Raw genomic sequence first — 17,678 nt, 5'->3', positions numbered from 1 at the left:
AAAACAGGGGCGGCCACACGACCGCCCCGCGAAAATCACTTCTTCTTATTCTTCCGCGCCGCATACTTAGCGTCACGAATCGCCTTCTTCTCGGCGTCGGTCAATTCGACCTTCGCCTCGGCCTCGCGCTTCTTCGCAGCAGCGGCCTCGGCTTCAGCCTTCTTCAAAGCCTTCGCCTCGTCTTCGGCAGCACGCTTGGCAGCGCGCTTCTCGCGCTCGGCCAATTCCTTGGCCTCGCGTGCGGCAAGGCGCTCGGCAACGACCGCTTCGTCGATCGGCGGCTTCGCCTTCAGCGCTTCGAGCGCCTTCTGCTTGGCGGCGGCTGCGCTGCTCGTGCGGTCCTGGAAACTGGGGTCCTTGAAAGAGGCCATTGTCGTCGAATAATCCTGTAATGAAGGCCTGACCGCTCGGACGCAGGGTTGCGCGAACGGTGACGCTGGCAGCGCCTGTAAATCATCGCGCGCCGGATCGGAAGAGATGTGTTCGATAGCGCGGTTTTCAACCCCGTATGGCGGCAGCATCCCGATCGGCCGTCATCGAACCGTCACATCATAGTCATGCAAGCGTAACCCAAATCGCATCGCAGCGTCATCTGGCCAGCCTAACCGCCATGTCACGGTCGGCAGGGGGGAGCCTGGGTCGATCCGAACAATCAACGGTACGACTCGGGAGTCCTTCGCATGACCAGCTTTACTCGCCTCGGCACGATCCTGCTGACCGGCACGGCCTGCCTCGCACTCACCGCATGCGGTGGCGCCGACGATGTCGCATCGCCAGGCGCAGGCACGGTGATCATCACGCCGCCCGCCACGCCGACGCCAACACCGGCAACCCCGACGCCCACGCCGACGGCGATTACCGCCGCACAGTTCGCCTCGACCTCGGGCGGTCGCTCGGACGGCACGATCACGATCAGCGCCGACGAGCAGCTTGCGATCGTCAATGCCGGCACCAACAACAATGTCAGCGGCACCAACGTCCTGACCGGCGTGTACCCGACCGCCGCGACGTCCGCTACGACCGCGACCGACCCGTCGTCGATCAACCCGTTCTTCACCAGCACGAACTTCGTCGGCGCGCTGAACGGACCGTCCGACACCGCGTTCCAGGGATGGACCTGCAACTCGACCTCGGCACAGTTCGGCGGCACCACGACCGCTAGCTGCACCGCGGTTCCCGCTGTCGGCACTGGCGGTTCGGCCGCAGCATGCCCGACCGGCACGATCGACGACGGCCTGGTCCAGACGTTCCGCGCCTGCCGCCTGCCGACCGTGATCTCGTCCAGCCTGACGCTGCCGAAGATCGCCGGCGTGTTCTACCGCCTGCGCGGCCAGACCGAAGTCGGTGCCGATGTCGGCACGACCGGTGCCGATACCGGCGTGACGCTGACGATCGCGCCGGGCGTCATCGTCGCGGCGGACTCGACCGAAGTCACCGCCGACCTCCTGCTCGTCAACCGCGGGTCGAAGATCAGCGCCGTCGGCACGCGCGACGCGCCGATCATCTTCACGTCGCAGCAGAACCTGACCGCCAACGGCGTCAGCGACGCGACGCAGGGCCAGTGGGGCGGGATCATCCTGCTCGGCCGCGCCCCCGTCGCGGTCTGCGCCACCGGCACCGGTCCGAACAATGCGGGCGGCACCAGCACGACCTGCCAGCAGGCGATCGAAGGCGTCACCGGGCGCTTCTACGGTGGCCCGACCGCCGCGGACAACAGCGGCACGATGCAGTATGTCCAGATCCGCTACAGCGGCATCGCGATCAGCGACGGCAACGAGCTTCAGGGCCTGACGCTGGGCGGCACCGGTTCGGGCACGACGATCGATCACGTCCAGAGCCACAATTCGGCCGATGACGGCATCGAGATCTTCGGCGGCACCACGAACATCAAGTATTTCGCGGTCACCGGCGCGGACGACGACGGCTACGATATCGACAACGGCTATCGCGGCTTCATGCAGTTCATCATCGCCGCGCAGCGTCTGCTGGGTGCGACCGCCGACTCGTTCTCGACCGAGATCGACTCGAACGGTGCCGAGGATCTGCTGCCGCGGACCTTCGGCCAGTATTCGAACTTCACGTTCGTCCAGACCGCGCTTGCGCCGGCCGCGATCCGCCAGCGTGGCGGGTCGGACATGCGCTTCATCAACGGTATCGTGAAGACGCCGGCGACCGTCGCCTGCCTCAACCTGATCGCGCAGGAAACCAGCCAGGCCGATCGCTCGACGATCCGCGCCGCCGATGCGTCGAAGCAGGACGTTGGCCCGCCGATCTTCACCTCGGTCTACTTCAACTGCAACGGCCGGTAAGCCTCCGGTCGGCTCTCCGCAGTCGATGATGTGAGCAGCGATGCCGGGGCGGTTCCAAAGACCGCCCCGGCATTCGCCCATAGACCCCTGATCTGGATATTCGGCCATGCAAACGCGCTTCGGCTATGCCACCTTACTTCTCCTGACCTCGCAGCTGGTCGCGCCGGCCGTGCTGGCCCAAACCGGCGGCGCCGCACCGGCCCCCGCCGCATCGCCACCCGCCTCGACCACACCGACGGGGCCTACCTCGACGCCGGTGGACACGTCTGCGCCACAGGCCGAAGGTGCACAGGCCGCAGGTGCGCAGGCCGAAGTGTCGACGCCGGGCTATGATCCCAATGGCGGCGAGGATATCGTCGTCGTCGGCCGCAACATCCCGAATTTCGTCCGTGCGACGCCGCAGGTCGTGTCGATCCTGTCGACCGAGGACATCGCCCGCACCGGCGAAGGCGACATCGCCGGCGCCTTGTCGCGCGTCACCGGTCTCAGCATCGTCGGCAACGGCTTCGTCTATGTCCGCGGTCTCGGCGATCGCTACTCCTCGTCGCTGCTGAACGGTTCGCCCTTGCCGAGCCCCGAGCCGCTACGCCGTTCGGTCCCGCTCGACATCTTCCCGACCACGATCGTCGGATCCGCGCTGGTCCAGAAGACCTATTCGGTGAACTATCCCGGCGAATTCGGCGGCGGCGTGATCAACCTCACGACCAAGACGATCCCGGACAAGAACTTCCTGTCGTTCGGCGGCTCGGTTTCAGCCGACACCGCGACGACCAGCGAGCTCGGCTACACCTATTACGGCGGCGATAAGGACTGGATCGGCTACGACGACGGCACCCGCAAGGTGCCGAGCTTCATCAAGGATGCGCCAAAGGGCAACGGCAACATCTCCGCCGCGCAGGCCGCGACGCTCAGCAACGCCTCGACCTCGCTGCTCCAGCGCAACAACCAGCTCCCCGCCAATTTCTCGGGCGAGATCAGCGGCGGTACGGTGTTCGACATCGGATCGGGCCGGCTCGGCGTGATCGCATCGGTCAGCGCGAGCAACACCTTCCGCACGCGCAACATCACGCAGCAGGATTCGGTGACGCCCGAGGGCTTGCTGCGCAACGATTTCCAGACGCTGCTGACCGACAACCGCATGGTCGCCAACGGACTGCTCGGCATCGGCTACGAGTTCGGCGAGAACAGCGTCAAGCTCACCAACGTCTACATCCACGACACGCTCAAGCAGGCGCGCGGGTCGGCGGCGACCACCTACAACAACTCGAGCGGTCTGCGCTTCCAGCAGAATACCAACTGGTTCGAACGCCAGTTGTTCGAGACTCAGCTGGTCGGCGCGTTCAAGCCGGTGGACGCGCTGACGCTCGACGTCCGCGGCGCCTACGCAAATTCGAAGCGCAACGCGCCGTATGAGCGGCAGTTCGATTACCTCTGCTCGAACACCACCACGACGGGTCTGCCGATCACCGTGCAGGATCCGAACGGCACCGGGGGCGCGCAGTGCAACGGCGCCTACCAGGTGACCCAGCGCTTCTCGCCGTTCGCGTCGATCATCTTCAGCGAACTGAAGGAGGACCTCTACAGCGGGCAGGCTGATCTGGCCTACAAGCTGTCGACCGCGCGGCCGGTAACGCTTTCGACCGGCTATTTCTTTTCGGACACGAAGCGTACGTCGTCGCGTCTTCAGTTCAATTACCAGACGCCACGCGGTGGTGGCACCGCGCCGGGTTATCCCTACAATCTTCTGCGCCCGGACTATCTGCTCGCGATCGACACGAACGATCCGAACAACTCGCTGGAACTGCAGTTCAACACCCCGCTCGGCGCGTACCAGTATGACGCGTCGCTGCGCATTAATGCAAGCTATGTCCAGGCCGAAGCCGAGGTCGCCGACGGTATCCGCGGGACGATCGGCGTCCGCTACGAGACCGCGGACGAGCGGGTGACCCCGATCGATTCCGCGACGACGCGCCTGAAGAACGACTATTTCCTGCCGGCCACGACGTTGACCTGGAATTTCGCGCCTGACATGCAGTTTCGCGTCAGTGGATCGAAGACGATCTCGCGCCCGCAGTTCCGCGAGCTTGCGCCGCAGCAGTTCCGCGATCCCGAGTCGGATCGCCTGTTCTTCGGTAACCCGCTGTTGCAGGATACCAAGCTGTACAATCTCGATGCGCGGTACGAATGGTTCTTCGCGCGTGACCAGCGCTTCACGCTCGGTGCGTTCTACAAGCGGATCGACAAGCCGATCGAGCAGGTCGGTTTCTACACCGGCGCCGACGATCGTCTCCAGACCGGCTTCACCAATCTGCCCAAGGCCAAGCTGTACGGCGGCGAGGTCGAGTTCCAGAAATACGTGCCGCTCGACACGCTCGGCAGCGATTTCTTCGCGACACGGCGCCTGCTGTTCATCGCCAATTACACCTATACGAACTCGTCGATCACGGTGGACGACACCTGCGTGCCGAACGTGGTCGACCAGACCACGAAGGTCGCAGGGTGCGATACCGGGTTTGCGCCCGCGACGGGCAATTTCCGTGACGGCGCGCCGCTTACCGGTCAGTCGGATCACTTGGTCAACGTCCAGCTTGGGCTGGAGGATACCAAGCGGCTGTCGCAGATCACGCTGCTGTTCAACTATGCCAGCGACCGCGTAACGAACCGCGGCCCGTCCAACCTCGGTGGCGCGGGCTTCCTGCCCGACATCATCGAAAGGCCCGGCATCCGCCTCGATCTCGTCGCGCGCCAAGGCATCGAATTGCGCGGTGCCAAATTCGAGGTCAAGGCCGAGGCGCGCAACCTCACCAAGACGTGGTTCAGCGAAGGTCAGACGTTCGAGAACGGCAACAAGGTGTACATCAACCGGTACAATCTGGGTCAGGTGTTCACGCTGGGTATCAGCACGACGTTCTGAGGAAGGGGGCGGTCGTTCAGGTTGCGCTCCAGTGGCGAGCGCAGTCAGAGCGACCGACCTCCCAAGAAGAGGACCTCCCCGGCGAAGGCCGGGGCCCAGTTGGAAAGGTCAGCGTAACGTAGCGCCGTCCTCCGTCAGCAACGTTGTCCAACTGGACCCCGGCCTTCGCCGGGGAGGTGCTTTAACGGGGCTAGGTACTGAGGCGCTGGCACCGCCGCTGCGCCTATCCACCCGTTCTCGTCCGACCGATCATGGCCCTAGACCAAGCCTAGCCCCATGCCTTCTCACGAAACCATTTGGTGATCACATACTTGACCCCCGACCGTACCTTCATCCCGTGATGCAGCGTCGCAGGGTTGAGGCTGCCATCCGCGCGCCGGTTGTTCCACGCGAGCAGCTTGCCCGTCTCCGGCTGGACGATCTTGTCGATCGCCTTGAAGCGCGTCGCGCCGCCTGCGTCCGGCCGGTTCAGGTAGATCATGACGGTCCACGTCCTGTTCCCCGCGACGCCGCAATAGCGCGTATAGTCCACCCCGTTCGGCTCGAAATAATCGGTATGTCCCTTGAACTCCTGGCCGACCGCATAGCGTTGGCCCTGCAGCGGCTCGCCATGCACCGGGTCGAGTCCGGTCAGTGCCGCGATCCGGCGCTCGACGTCGATCGCCACCGGATCCAGCGGCGAAAGATCGCCCGTCTCACTCGTCCGATAGCTCGCATCACCGTTCGAATCGGAGATCGTCGACGGCCGCCGTACCGCATCGATCCGCTCGATCAGCGCCGCACACAGCTCGGGCGGCAGGAAGTCGCGCCGCACGAACAGGTCGAGCTTGGGGCTCGGTACGCGCTGCACGCCGGGCACGGACAGCCGCGCCAGGATCGCTTCGGGGGGCAGGCCGGAGCCGCTGGAGGGGAGAGTATCGGACATGCGCGTCTTCTGCCCATCGCCGACGCGATGCGCTACCCTGTCCGTCATCTCAGCGCGGCCGGCACCGGATTGCGCATATTCGGCGGGCAAGCCATTGACGCGGAATTGTAACATGGCATGCCTACGCGACGGGATGCGGGAAATTGGGGTGGGTCGCGGATGCGGTTGAAGCTGGACGCGCGGGCGCGCCGTATCTTGCGGCGTATGCCGGTGGTGAATGTCTATAGTGTCGTCGAACTCGCGCTGCTGGCCGGGCTGGCCACGCAGTGCGCGCGGCTGGCGTGGACGATCGTGACGCCGATCACGCCGCTCGGCGACTGGCGCCCCGCCGCGCCGATGGTCGTCGGATCGCCCGCCGATATCTTGCGCGGGTTCGATCCGTTCTTCCGCCTCGGTGGCGCGGCGGGCGCACCCGCCACCGTCACGTCGCTCCAGCTGACCCTGTTCGGCACGCGCATCGACGAGGCGATGGGGCGCAGCTCCGCGATCATCGCCGGTCCCGATGGTCTCCAGCAAAGCGTCGCGGTTGGCGACGAGATCCAGCCCGGCGTACGCCTCAAGTCGGTCGCGTTCGATCATGTCACGATCGACCGGGGTGGCGCCGACGAAGACCTGTTCCTCGACCAGTCGGGCGCAGTCACCCCGGTCGTGCCCGGAGCGCCCCCCGGTGGCGCGGCATCCCCGGCGGTCGGCATCCCCGTCGCGCAGTTGCGGAGCGAGATCGGCTTCATCCCGCGGATCGACGGCGGCCGCATCAGCGGGCTCACCGTCCGCTCGCAAGGCTCGGGCAACGCGTTCCGCTCCGCCGGGCTCAAGGACGGCGATGTCGTCACCTCGATCGGCGGGCGCCCCGTTTCCGGCCCCGGCGATCTCGACCGCATCGCCAAGGATTTCGCGGGCGGCGGCAACGTCCCCATCACCGTAGAACGCGGCCAGGATACCCTGCCGCTCGCCATCACGATCGCGCCACCCCAATGAAAAAACTGTTTCTCGGTCCCGTCGTCGCGCTCGCGCTGGCGGCAGGCGTCCACGCGCAGACCACGCTCAACGTCCGCGATGCCGACATCCGCGCATTCATCGCCGACGCGGCCAAGGTCACTGGGCGCACGTTCATCATCGACAACCGCGTCGCCGGCAAGGTGACGGTGGTCACCGATCGCCCGCTGTCGCGCTCCGAATATTTCGAGATCTTCCTCTCGACCCTGCGCGCCAACGGCCTCGTCGCGGTGCCGACCTCCGGCGGTGCGTTCCGCGTCCAGCCGCTCGACAACGCCGCCTCGCAGCCGAGCCGGATCGGCGTCGCAGGCGCCGCACGCAACAGCTATGTCACCGAGATCATCCGCCTCCGCGCGATCGACGCGCAGTCCGCGGTCGAGACGGTTCGCCCGCTGGTCAGCGCGCAGGGCTCGGTCAGCGCGAACCGCGGCGGCAACAGCCTCGTCGTGGTCGATTTCGCGGACAATATCCGCCGTATCCGCGAGGTCCTCCGCCGGATCGACACGGACACGTCCTCCACGCGCGTCGTCGCGCTCAAGAATGCGAGTGCCAAGGAGATCGCGACGGCGCTCCAGGGGCTGATCGGCACGGGTACGGGCGGCGGTCAAGGCGGGCAGGGCGGCGGCGCAGGCTCCGGCCCGAGTGCATCGGTGGTCGCGGTCGAAGGCTCGAACGCGGTCGCCTTGCGCGGCGATCCGACCACCGTCGCCCGCCTCGCGCAGGTCGCCGCAGACCTCGACCAGAAGGCGCGCAACGGCACCGAGATCAAGGTCGTTTTCCTCGAGAACGCCGACGCTGAGCAATTGCTGCCAGTGTTGCAGGAACTCGTCGGCCAGACTCCGACGCAGCCGGTGCAGACGGCGCTGTCGCGCTCGAACTTCGGGTCGAGCAGCACCAACGGCGCGTCCGGCGGCCAGTCGAACTTCTCGCAACCACAAATCCCGCAGTCCGGCCCCTCGTCGAGCGGCGGGGGCGGCGGATCGGGCCAGGCGGCGATCACCGCGGCCGGCGGCAAGACCGCTGCGGTCGTCACGCGCTTCGCCGGCGCCAACGCGATCGTCATCGCCGCACCCGCCGAGATCCAGCGTCAGCTGAACGAGGTCGTCCGGCAGCTCGACACGCGCCGCGAACAGGTACTCGTCGAGGCGATCGTCGCCGAAGTCTCCGATTCGACCGCGCGCACGCTCGGGGCGCAGTTCATCGTCGGCGATCCGAGCGGCGGTGCGTTCGGCGCGTCGACCTTCTCGAACTCCGCGCCCAACATCCTGCAGATTGCCGGCGCGATCGGCGCGCGCTCGATCGGCGGCAACGGCACGACGGTCGTCGCGCCCGATGGCACGCGCACCGAAACGAACACCCCCAATGCCGCGGCGGACGCGCTGCAGCAGTCGGCGATCGCGTCGATCCTCGCGGCCACCGGCGGGTTTGGCGGGTTCGGCGGCAAGATCGGCAGCACGTTCTTCGGCGCGATCATCAACGCGGTGAAGAGCGACACGACCTCGAACCTGCTCCAGGTCCCGCACCTCGTCACGCTCGACAACCAGGAGGCGCACAGCCTCGTCGGGCAGGAAATTCCGATCACCACGGGACAGGCGCTCAGCACCAATTTCGACAACGCGTTCCGCACCACGCAGCGCCAGAATGTCGGGATCGAGCTGACCGTGCGTCCGCAGGTCAACTCGTCGGGCACCGTGAAGCTCAACCTCCGCCTCGAAGTCAGTTCGATCGCCGGCCCGGTGTCGAGCGACAATAGCGACCTGATCCTCAACAAACGCGAGGTCGAAACCGTCCGCACCGTCGACGACGGCCAGATCGCGGTGATCAGCGGTCTGCTCGACGACAACGAACGCCGCACGATCGAGAAGATCCCGCTGCTCGGCGACATTCCCGTGCTCGGCCACCTGTTCACCTCGAAGGCGAAGCAGCGGTCGAAGACCAACCTGATGATCTTCATCCGCCCGACGATCCTGCGCACCGCCGAGGACAGCCGCAAGCTGACCGAGCAGCGTTATGGGTATGTCCGCCTGCAACAGGGTCTGCAGGAGCCGGGCGCGGAGCCGTCGATTGATCAGCTCGTCCGCGACTATATGGGCGCCGCGCCGCCGATCCCGAGCGCACCGATCCCCGGCAACATCGAAGACCCGCGCATCGCCGTCCCGGTACGCACCTCGACGATGGTCGTGCGACCAAAGAAATGATCATCCGCGAAGGCCACGAGATCGACGCTTCTGCTCCCCTCCCGCTTGCGGGAGGGGTCGGGGGAGGGCCTGTCTTACTCCCGGCCGACGCGATCGAGGGGTATGTCATTCCCTCCCCCAACCCCTCCCGCGAGCGGGAGGGGAGCAGTGACCTCCCTCAGATCACCATCCCCTACGCCTTCGCCCGAAAGTTCGGCGTCGTGATCGACCACACCGACACCGACTCCCACCTCACCATCGCCATGCGCGCCGGCGCAGACCCGAAAGTCCTGCTCGAACTTCGCCGCTACCTCGCCCGCCCGTTCGACGTGACCTTCGTCGAACAGGTCGCGTTCGATCGCCTGCTCTCGAACGTCTACGCGATGGACGGCCAGGCCAACGCGCTCGCCGCAGTCGGCATGGGCGACGAGCTCGACCTGCTCGCCGGCGACATGCCGACCGCGGAAGACCTGCTCGACACCGCCGACGACGCCCCCGCGATCCGGCTGATCAACGGCATCATCGCCGACGCCGCGCGCAACGGCGTGTCCGATATTCACATCGAACCGTACGAATCCGGCCTCGTCGTCCGCATGCGCATCGACGGCGTGCTGCGCGAAACGCTGCGCATGCCGCCGAACGTTGCCCCGGTGGTGGTCAGCCGCATCAAGGTCATGGCGCGCCTCGACATCGCCGAGCGCCGCGTCCCGCAGGACGGCCGCATGGGGCTGACGTTAGGCGGCAAGCTGCTCGACGTCCGCGTGTCGACGCTACCGTCGCGGGCGGGGGAACGCGTGGTGCTGCGTATCCTCGACAAGGAAAACGCCGGTATCGATCTGGAGGCGCTCGGCCTGCCGCCCGCGCTATTCGCGCTGCTCAACGAAGCGCTCAGCGAGCCCAACGGCATCATCCTCGTCACCGGGCCGACCGGCTCGGGCAAGACCACCTCGCTCTATGCCGCGCTCCGCCTGCTCAACGACGGCAGCCGCAACATCCTCACCGTCGAGGACCCGGTCGAGTACGCCGTCGACGGCGTCGGCCAGACCCAGGTGAACCCCAAGGTCGGCCTGACCTTCGCGGCAGGGCTGCGCGCGATCCTGCGCCAGGATCCCGACGTCGTGATGGTCGGCGAAATCCGCGACCGCGAGACCGCCGAGATCGCGGTGCAGGCATCGCTGACGGGCCATCTCGTGCTGTCGACGGTCCACACCAACGACGCGATCGGCGCGATCACCCGCATGCGCGACATGAAGGTCGAGAGCTTCCTGCTCGCTTCGACGCTGCGCGCGGTTATTGCGCAGCGCCTTGTTCGGCGGCTCTGCCCTACGTGCCGCAAGGCCGTGCCTGCTTCGGATACGGTTGCCCCGCTGCTCGGCATCGCCTCCGACGCGGTCGTCTACGTCGCGCAAGGCTGCGAAGACTGCAACCAGACCGGCTACAAGGGCCGCATCGGCGTGTTCGAAGCGGTCCGTATCGACGACACGATCCGCCGCCTGATCAACACCGACGGTCATGAGTCGGAGATCACCGCCCACGCGTTCGCCAAATCGCCGAACTTGGCGCAATCGGCCCGCGACCTCGTCCTCTCCGGCCAGACCACCGCTGAAGAAGCAGTCCGAGTATCCCGTCGCGACACCACGGAAGTTGTCGAGGATACAGTAGTTGCGTAGCGCGCGGCAATTCCTCCCCGGAACGGGGAGGGGGACCAGCGAAGCTGGTGGAGGGGGCTCACCACGCCCGCACCACCAGCCGTACGCCGCCAGCAGCGCAACGCAACGTTCGCGGCACGCCCCCTCCACCACCGCTTCGCGGCGGTCCCCCTCCCCTTGCAGGGGAGGATGATGGCGGACTTCGACTACATCGCGATCGACACCAAAGGCGCCGAACGCCGCGGCCACGTCGCCGCGTCGGACATCGACGTCGCGCGCGCCACGCTCGACGCGCGCAAATTCTATGTCGTCAAGATCACCCCCGGCGCACCGCCGCAGGCTTCGAAGGGCCGCCCGCTCTTCGGCCTCCAGCTCGGCGCGCCGAAGATGTCAGGCAAGAACCTCACGCTCTTCACCCGCCAGCTCGCCACGCTCAACCGCGTCTCGCCTCTGGAAGAGTCGCTTCGCACGATCACTCGCCAGACCGAACAGGACAGCGTCCGCACTATAGTCCAGCACGTCCACGCCGGCGTCGTCGAAGGCCGTCGCCTCGCCGACGCAATGGCGCGAGAGCCGAAAAGCTTCCCGCCGCTCTACCGCGCAATGGTGTCCGCCGGCGAAAGCTCGGGCTCACTGCCGACGATCCTCGACCGTCTTGCAGCCCTGCTCGAACGCCAGGCCGAGATTCGCGGCAAGCTCATCACCGCGCTCGCCTATCCGTCGATCCTCGCGCTCGTCGCGTTCGGCGTCGTCACCGCGCTGATGATGTTCGTCGTGCCGCAGGTGGTCGAGCAATTCGACACGGTCGGCCAGCAACTCCCGCTGCTGACTCGGATGGTGATGGCGTTCTCGGCGTTCCTCGTCGGATACTGGTGGGTGATGCTGCTGATCGTCGTCGGTGGCGGCCTGGCCGGTTGGCGGGCGCTGAAGGACCCGACGCTGCGGCTTGCGTTCGACGGCTGGTTGCTCCGCATTCCGCTACTCGGCCGCCTGATCCGCGACCTTCACGCGGCGAGAATGGCGCGCACGCTCGGCACGATGGTGGCGAGCCGCCTGCCGCTGCTCGACGGCCTCAACCTCACCGCCAGCACGATCCACAACCGCCGCCTCCGCCTCGCCTCCGACCAGATCGTCGACGCGATCCGCGGCGGTGGCTCCCTGTCCGCCGCGATGCGTCGCGCCGGCGTTTTCCCACCACTGCTGACCTATCTTGCAGCGAGCGGCGAAGCGGCGGGCCGTCTCGACGAGATGCTGGAACGCGCCGCCGACTATCTCGAGCGCGAGTTCGACCGTTTCACCGCCACCGCACTCTCGCTGCTCGAACCGCTGATCATCGTCGTGATGGGCGGCATCGTCGCGACGATCGTGCTATCCATCCTGCTCCCGATCCTCCAGCTCAACACGCTGGCCGGACAATGAGGTTGTTCATGCGTCCCGAAGATAAAAAGAAGCGCCGCGAGGCTGGTTTTACCCTCGTCGAGCTGATGGTCGTGATCGTCATCATCGGCCTGTTGGCGACGATCGTCGCGCTCAACGTGCTGCCCTCGGGCGACACTGCGCGGATCCAGAAGGCGAAGGCCGACATCGCCCAAATCGAGGGCGGGCTGGAACTCTATAAGCTCCAGAACATGACCTTCCCCAACACCACGCAGGGGCTGAACGCGCTGGTCTCGGCGCCCGCGGGCCTGACCGATCCGTCGCGCTATCAGCGTGGCGGGTATCTGAAGAAGCTGCCGAACGATCCCTGGGGTCGCCCGTATCTCTATGCCTCGCCCGGCGCACACGGCGAGGCCGACGTCTGGACCTTCGGCGCCGACGGCAAGGAAGGCGGCGAGGGGATCGATGCCGATATCGGCAGCTGGCAATAGGTCCTTGGACTGGGTCCCCGCCTGCGCGGGGACACTTTCGCGGAGACGCGAAAGTGGTTTCACGCTGGTCGAACTGATGGTCGTCGTGACGATCATCGGCTTGGCCTCCGCTGTGGCCGTGCTCGTCATGCCGGACCCGCGCGGCCGCGTGCTCGACGAGGCGACGCGCTTCGCTCTGCGCACCCGCGCCGCGCATGACTCGGCGATCGTCGAGGCGCGTCCGGTGAGCGTCTGGATCAGCGGTGGCGGCTACGGCTTCGACCGTCGACTCGCTGGCGGCTGGACGCCGATCGCCGAGAAACCCATGCGCGTCGAGCGCTGGAACGAAGGCACCAGGGCCAGCATCGGCGACACCACCGGCCGGATGCGCGTGACGTTCGACCCGACCGGCCTCGTCGATCGCCCTGCGGAGATCCGGCTCGATCGTGGCGGCGTCGCGGCGACGGTCCACATCGACGCCGACGGCAGCGTAAGAGCCGATGCAGGCTGAGCGCGGCTTCACCCTAATAGAGATCATGGTCGCGCTGGCGGTGTTCAGCCTTGCGGCGATGGCGCTCGTGCGTCTGGAAAGCGCGACGATCCGCGGCGCATCGATCCTCGACGAAACGCTCGTCGCGCAGATGGTCGCGCGCAACGTCGCAATCGACGCGGTCACCAGCGCGCAACCGCCGACCGCAGGCCGCGTCACCGGTGTCGAGACGAACGGCGGCCAGCCCTGGACATGGACGCGACAGGTGAGCGCTCTCGGCGGATCGAGCGTGCTGCGGATCGACGTGGTGGTCGCCGACCGGACCGGCACCCAACTCGGCCGCCTGACCATGGTGCGACCCGCGCCGCGGATGGTGATGTGACGCATCCGAAATCCGAGGCCGGCTTCACGCTCATCGAAGTCATGGTGTCGCTCATGATCTTCGGCATGATCGCCGCCGCAGGTGTCGCGATCCTGTCGTTCAGCGTTAAGGCGCAGAGTTCAACCGGCGCCAAACTCGATGACATCAGCGCGCTCACGCGCACCATGTCGATTCTGTCCGCCGACCTCGCCCAGGCGTCGAACCGCGCCACCCGCGACGAGGCGGGCACCAGCGTCCCCGCGTTCATCGGCGAGAGCGGGTCGGGCGTCACGCCGATGCTCCGCCTCGTCCGCGCCGGCTGGAGCAACATCGACGGTGCGGCGCGCTCCAGCATGCAGAAGGTCGCCTACCGCGTCGACGGCGGCACGCTCCAGCGGATCGCGTATCCGATGGTCGACGGCGCGCAAGCGCTGCCGCCTGCCGCGTTGCTCACCAAAGTTCGTCAGGTCGGACTGCGCTATCGCATCGCGGGGGCCTGGAGCGATCGATGGGACGGCGCGAGCGGCAGGCCTTTGCCCGACGCGATGGAACTCACCGTCCAGCGCGATGACGGTACGCAGTTCCGCCAGATGTTTCTCGTCGGCACCAGCTACGTGCCCGCGCCCTCGGACGGAACCGGTCCTGTCATAACGCCACCTGCGGGCACCCCTTCGGGACAGGAGACGCCCGGTGCGCGAACCTGATCTCGGCATTCGACGCGGGCAAGAACGGGGCGCCGCGCTGCTCACGGTGCTGATGCTCGTCGCGATCATCGCGGTGATGGCCGGCGCGGCGCTGGAAAAACTCCGGCTGTCGACCCGCCTCGCGAGCAACGCCGCGACCGGCGAGCAGGCACGCGCCTATGCGCTCGCGGCGGAGACGATGGCGCTGACCCGCGTCTCCAACCTGCTCGCGCCAAAGCCTACGCGAGTCACGTTGGCCGGCGGCTGGAGCAACACCCCGTTCGGCCTACCGGTACCCGGAGGCTTCGCAACCGCGCGCGTCCGCGACGGCGCGAACTGCTTCAACCTGAACTCTCTCGTCGGCATGACGACCCCGGGCGTATACGTCGCGCGTGGCGACGTCCGGCCGCAGTTCGTCCGCCTGATGCGGCTGCTCGACGTGCCGGTGCAGGTCGCGGAACAGGTCGCGGCGGGCACGACCGACTGGATCGACAGCGATCAGGACCAGTCACCGATGGGGGCCGAGGACGGCGCGTATCTCGGTCGCGTGCCGTCGTACCGCACCGCCGGCACGCTGATGAGCGACCCCAGCGAACTGCGCGCGATCGCCGGGATGACGCCTGAGATCTACACGAAGGTCCGGCCGTGGATCTGCACGCTGCCCTTCGCCAAGCCATCGCCGATCAACGTCAACACGCTGCTGCCCGAACAAAGCGTGCTGCTGGCGATGATGTATCCCGATACGCTGTCGGTCGGTGCTGCCCAGCAATTGCTGCTGCGGCGACCGGTGCAGGGCTATGCGACCTTCGACGAATTGCAGAAGGGCGCGTCATTGCTCGGCGCCGCCAATATCGCGCCCGGTGTGGACGCGCAGGTGCTGTCGAAATGGTTCACGCTCGATATCGACGTGACGCTCGGCACGACACAAATGCAGGAACGTGCGCTGATCGACGCGAACCGGCTTCCCGCGCAGCTCGTATCGCGGCAATGGGGCGAGCCATCATGACGACTTTGCTGTTCCTTCCCGCCGGCGAGACCGGATATCGCTGGATGCGCGTCGCGGACGCGCGCGTGGTCGAGGAGGGGGAGGGTATCCCCGATGCGATCGACGACGAGACGATCGCGGTCGCGCCCGCCGATGCGGTGACGCTGCACTGGGCGGAGCTGCCGTCGCGGTCTGCGGCGCAGGCGACGGCGGCTGCGCGTATCCTGGCGAGCGAGGCAAGCGCGTCGCCGCTCGCCGAACTCCACGTCGCGGTCGGGGACGAAGGCGCGAGCGACCGACCGATCGGAGTCGTCGGTGCCGCGACAATGCGCGACTGGCTGCTGATGCTGGCGGAGGCAGGCGTCGATCCGGTCGCGGTCATTCCTGCGCCGATGCTCCTCCCGCGACCCGAAGAGGGCTACGCGCGGGCGGAGCTTGCGGGCAGCGGTGTCGTGCGCGGCACGTCCAGCGGGTTCGCCGACGAAGCGCGGCTGACGGAGTTGGTGACCGGCGGCACCGCGCCCGCGACGATCGACCGCGATATGCTGGAGGCAGCGATCGTTGCCGCCGTCGCGTCGCCCCCGCTCGACCTACGGCAGGGGCCGTTTGCGCGGCGGCGACGGTTCGCAATCGACTGGGGGCTGATCCGTCGGCTGGCGCTATTGTCGCTGACGATCCTGGCCGTGACCCTCGCGATCTCGCTCGTCCGCATCGCGAAATACAGCTTCGGCGCGGATGCGTTGGAGGCGGAGGCCAATACGGTGGCGGTCACCGGCCTGCCGCGCGGCGAGACGGTGGTCGACGCCAGCCGCCAGCTCGACGAGCGCCTGTCGCGCGTGCGGGGACCCGGGCTGGGTTTCACCAGCACGACCGCGGCGGTCTTCGCAGTGGTGCGTGCGACGCCCGGCACCGAAGTCACCGCGCTCGATTTCCAGGCGAACGGCGACCTGCGCCTGTCGGTGGCCGTCGAACGCGAAGCCTTGGCGACCGACCTCAAACGAGCGCTCGAAGCCGCCGGCTTCTCGGTCCGCGCGGGCGTGTTCCAGGCAGCAGCCGGCCGGGTGACGGGTGAACTCACGATCAGCCCGGAGAGCGGACGATGACCGGACTGAAAACGTGGTTCGAGGGACGCTCGCTGCGGGAGCGGCGATTGCTGCTCGTGATGGCGGGGCTCGCGGTCCTCACGTTGCTGTGGGCGCTGATCATCCGCCCGGTCGGCGACGGCCTGTCGAGCGCGCGCGAACGTCATGCCGATGCCGTCACGCGGCTCGGCGAGACGCGCGCGCAGGTCGCGACGTTGCGCGATATCCAGCGGACGCGCGCCACGCCGCTGACCGGCACGCTCGCCGACGCGGTGCGCGCAGAGGCGGACCAAGCCGGCTTCGCGCTCGCCTCGCTCGATCAGGACGGGGCGAGCCGGGTGCGGGTCGGCATCCAGTCGGCGCGCCCCGCGGCGCTGGTCGCGTGGCTCGCACGGCTCGAACGGCTCGGCATCCTCGTCGATTCGGTGGCGATGACCGACAAGGGCGACAAGACCGTCGGCGTCGCACTGACGTTGAAGGCACGCGCGGCATGAGGCGGATTCGTTTGCGTACCGGTCCCGCCGCGCTGTTCGGCGGGATGCTGCTGATCGCGCTGATCGTCTTCCTGCCTATGCGTGCGGTGCTCGGTTGGGTCGGCATCGGCGACGAAGGGCTGGTCGCGCGGCGCGTGTCGGGGACGATCTGGGGCGCGACGCTGACCGAAGCGCGGTTCGGCGATCTCGCGCTCGGCGATCTGCACGCGCGGGTATCGGCCCTACCGCTGCTTGTCGGCCGCGCGACGATCGTCTTCGCCGGTCCCGAATCGGTGTCGGCCAAGCCGTTGCGCGGGTCGGCGAGCGTTAGCCGCCACGGCTTCGGCGTCGACCACATGACCGCCACGGTCGCGACCGGCCGGCTGTTCGCGCCGGTGCCCGTATCCACGCTCGACCTCGACGACGTCTCGGTCCGCTTCCGCGATGGCCAGTGCGAAGCCGCCGAGGGCCGCGTCCGCGCGACGCTGGCGGGTGACGTCGGTGGGATCACCTTGCCGCAGTCGGTGAGCGGTACCGCACGGTGCGACGGCACGGCGCTGCTGCTCCCACTGGCGAGCCAGGCCGGGACCGAGAGCATCGCACTCCGGATCGAGGGGGCAGGGACCTATCGCGCCGAACTGTCGCTGCGTCCATCCGATCCGCTGGCGGTGCAGAAGCTCGAGCAGGCAGGCTTCGTGAGCGGCCCGAACGGGTACAAGCTCGCCATCGAAGGACGTTTTTGACGTCTTTTTGGCAAGTCGACGGTTGACGCCGCCCGGCGACCCCC

Annotated in this window: 16 protein-coding genes; 14 read left to right on the top strand and 2 right to left on the bottom strand. The window is 67.3% G+C overall.

Annotated elements, in window-relative coordinates:
* Positions 1-35: 35 nt before the first annotated feature.
* A complete protein-coding gene (locus tag C8J47_RS08760) occupies positions 36-371 on the bottom strand; it encodes a DUF6481 family protein (RefSeq protein ID WP_121885285.1) in 336 nt (111 codons plus the stop codon).
* 309 nt (positions 372-680) lie between these two features.
* On the opposite strand from C8J47_RS08760, the gene C8J47_RS08755 reads away from it, so the two are divergent.
* A complete protein-coding gene (locus tag C8J47_RS08755) occupies positions 681-2,309 on the top strand; it encodes a hypothetical protein (RefSeq protein ID WP_121885284.1) in 1,629 nt (542 codons plus the stop codon).
* 106 nt (positions 2,310-2,415) lie between these two features.
* Positions 2,416-5,223, top strand: coding sequence for a TonB-dependent receptor domain-containing protein (locus C8J47_RS08750; protein WP_121885283.1), 2,808 nt, complete (start codon positions 2,416-2,418; stop codon positions 5,221-5,223).
* A 268-nt stretch (positions 5,224-5,491) separates the two neighbouring features.
* Here the strand turns inward: C8J47_RS08750 and C8J47_RS08745 are convergent, their stop codons facing one another.
* Entirely contained in the window at positions 5,492-6,148 is a 657-nt protein-coding gene (locus C8J47_RS08745; protein WP_121885431.1) for a 2OG-Fe(II) oxygenase, read from the bottom strand.
* A gap of 159 nt (positions 6,149-6,307) precedes the next feature.
* On the opposite strand from C8J47_RS08745, the gene C8J47_RS08740 reads away from it, so the two are divergent.
* The 12 genes from C8J47_RS08740 to gspN all read left to right on the top strand — a co-directional run bounded on the left by C8J47_RS08740 (position 6,308) and on the right by gspN (position 17,634).
* Positions 6,308-7,126, top strand: a complete 819-nt coding sequence (locus tag C8J47_RS08740) for a type II secretion system protein N (protein WP_121885282.1) — start codon at positions 6,308-6,310, stop codon at positions 7,124-7,126.
* Entirely contained in the window at positions 7,123-9,342 is a 2,220-nt protein-coding gene (gene gspD, locus C8J47_RS08735; protein WP_121885281.1) for a type II secretion system secretin GspD, read from the top strand. The genes C8J47_RS08740 and gspD overlap by 4 nt, the downstream gene beginning before the upstream one ends.
* Entirely contained in the window at positions 9,339-10,991 is a 1,653-nt protein-coding gene (locus tag C8J47_RS08730; protein WP_121885280.1) for a GspE/PulE family protein, read from the top strand. The genes gspD and C8J47_RS08730 overlap by 4 nt, the downstream gene beginning before the upstream one ends.
* Positions 10,992-11,162: 171 nt before the next feature.
* Positions 11,163-12,389 carry a type II secretion system inner membrane protein GspF gene (gene gspF / locus C8J47_RS08725; protein WP_121885429.1) on the top strand — a complete coding sequence of 409 codons (1,227 nt, stop codon included), beginning with the start codon at positions 11,163-11,165 and terminating at the stop codon, positions 12,387-12,389.
* A gap of 8 nt (positions 12,390-12,397) precedes the next feature.
* The gene (gene gspG, locus C8J47_RS08720) at positions 12,398-12,838 is read left to right on the top strand and encodes a type II secretion system major pseudopilin GspG (RefSeq protein ID WP_121885430.1); all 441 of its coding nucleotides are present in this window, start codon (positions 12,398-12,400) and stop codon (positions 12,836-12,838) included.
* 4 nt (positions 12,839-12,842) lie between these two features.
* Positions 12,843-13,328 (top strand): GspH/FimT family pseudopilin, encoded by a 486-nt coding sequence (locus C8J47_RS08715; protein WP_274599209.1) that lies wholly within the window; start codon positions 12,843-12,845, stop codon positions 13,326-13,328.
* On the top strand, positions 13,318-13,689 hold the full coding sequence (gspI, locus tag C8J47_RS08710; protein ID WP_121885278.1) for a type II secretion system minor pseudopilin GspI: 372 nt from the start codon (positions 13,318-13,320) through the stop codon (positions 13,687-13,689). The genes C8J47_RS08715 and gspI overlap by 11 nt, the downstream gene beginning before the upstream one ends.
* Positions 13,686-14,372 (top strand): type II secretion system minor pseudopilin GspJ, encoded by a 687-nt coding sequence (gene gspJ / locus C8J47_RS08705; RefSeq protein WP_183129064.1) that lies wholly within the window; start codon positions 13,686-13,688, stop codon positions 14,370-14,372. Before gspI ends, gspJ begins: the two co-directional genes overlap by 4 nt.
* On the top strand, positions 14,359-15,357 hold the full coding sequence (gene gspK / locus C8J47_RS08700; protein WP_259467442.1) for a type II secretion system minor pseudopilin GspK: 999 nt from the start codon (positions 14,359-14,361) through the stop codon (positions 15,355-15,357). The genes gspJ and gspK overlap by 14 nt, the downstream gene beginning before the upstream one ends.
* Positions 15,354-16,439: a type II secretion system protein GspL gene (gene gspL / locus C8J47_RS08695; protein ID WP_121885276.1), complete on the top strand. Its 1,086-nt coding sequence runs from the start codon at positions 15,354-15,356 to the stop codon at positions 16,437-16,439. The genes gspK and gspL overlap by 4 nt, the downstream gene beginning before the upstream one ends.
* A complete protein-coding gene (gspM, locus tag C8J47_RS08690; protein ID WP_056058034.1) occupies positions 16,436-16,912 on the top strand; it encodes a type II secretion system protein GspM in 477 nt (158 codons plus the stop codon). The genes gspL and gspM overlap by 4 nt, the downstream gene beginning before the upstream one ends.
* On the top strand, positions 16,909-17,634 hold the full coding sequence (gene gspN, locus C8J47_RS08685; RefSeq protein ID WP_121885275.1) for a type II secretion system protein N: 726 nt from the start codon (positions 16,909-16,911) through the stop codon (positions 17,632-17,634). Before gspM ends, gspN begins: the two co-directional genes overlap by 4 nt.
* The last annotated feature ends 44 nt before the right edge of the window (positions 17,635-17,678 follow it).

This window comes from Sphingomonas sp. PP-F2F-G114-C0414, from assembly GCF_003688595.1.
Classification (GTDB): domain Bacteria; phylum Pseudomonadota; class Alphaproteobacteria; order Sphingomonadales; family Sphingomonadaceae; genus Sphingomonas.
Note: the sequence above shows the minus strand (reverse complement) of the source record. Positions and strands in the feature narration are given on the sequence as shown.

Bases quoted from the DNA above. Each gene is read 5' to 3' on its own strand.
- C8J47_RS08760 (WP_121885285.1), bottom strand. From the start codon at position 371: ATGGCCTCTTTCAAGGACCCCAGTTTCCAGGACCGCACGAGCAGCGCA.
- C8J47_RS08755 (WP_121885284.1), top strand. From the start codon at position 681: ATGACCAGCTTTACTCGCCTCGGCACGATCCTGCTGACCGGCACGGCC.
- C8J47_RS08750 (WP_121885283.1), top strand. From the start codon at position 2,416: ATGCAAACGCGCTTCGGCTATGCCACCTTACTTCTCCTGACCTCGCAG.
- C8J47_RS08745 (WP_121885431.1), bottom strand. From the start codon at position 6,148: ATGTCCGATACTCTCCCCTCCAGCGGCTCCGGCCTGCCCCCCGAAGCG.
- C8J47_RS08740 (WP_121885282.1), top strand. From the start codon at position 6,308: ATGCGGTTGAAGCTGGACGCGCGGGCGCGCCGTATCTTGCGGCGTATG.
- gspD (WP_121885281.1), top strand. From the start codon at position 7,123: ATGAAAAAACTGTTTCTCGGTCCCGTCGTCGCGCTCGCGCTGGCGGCA.
- C8J47_RS08730 (WP_121885280.1), top strand. From the start codon at position 9,339: ATGATCATCCGCGAAGGCCACGAGATCGACGCTTCTGCTCCCCTCCCG.
- gspF (WP_121885429.1), top strand. From the start codon at position 11,163: ATGGCGGACTTCGACTACATCGCGATCGACACCAAAGGCGCCGAACGC.
- gspG (WP_121885430.1), top strand. From the start codon at position 12,398: ATGCGTCCCGAAGATAAAAAGAAGCGCCGCGAGGCTGGTTTTACCCTC.
- gspI (WP_121885278.1), top strand. From the start codon at position 13,318: ATGCAGGCTGAGCGCGGCTTCACCCTAATAGAGATCATGGTCGCGCTG.
- gspL (WP_121885276.1), top strand. From the start codon at position 15,354: ATGACGACTTTGCTGTTCCTTCCCGCCGGCGAGACCGGATATCGCTGG.
- gspM (WP_056058034.1), top strand. From the start codon at position 16,436: ATGACCGGACTGAAAACGTGGTTCGAGGGACGCTCGCTGCGGGAGCGG.
- gspN (WP_121885275.1), top strand. From the start codon at position 16,909: ATGAGGCGGATTCGTTTGCGTACCGGTCCCGCCGCGCTGTTCGGCGGG.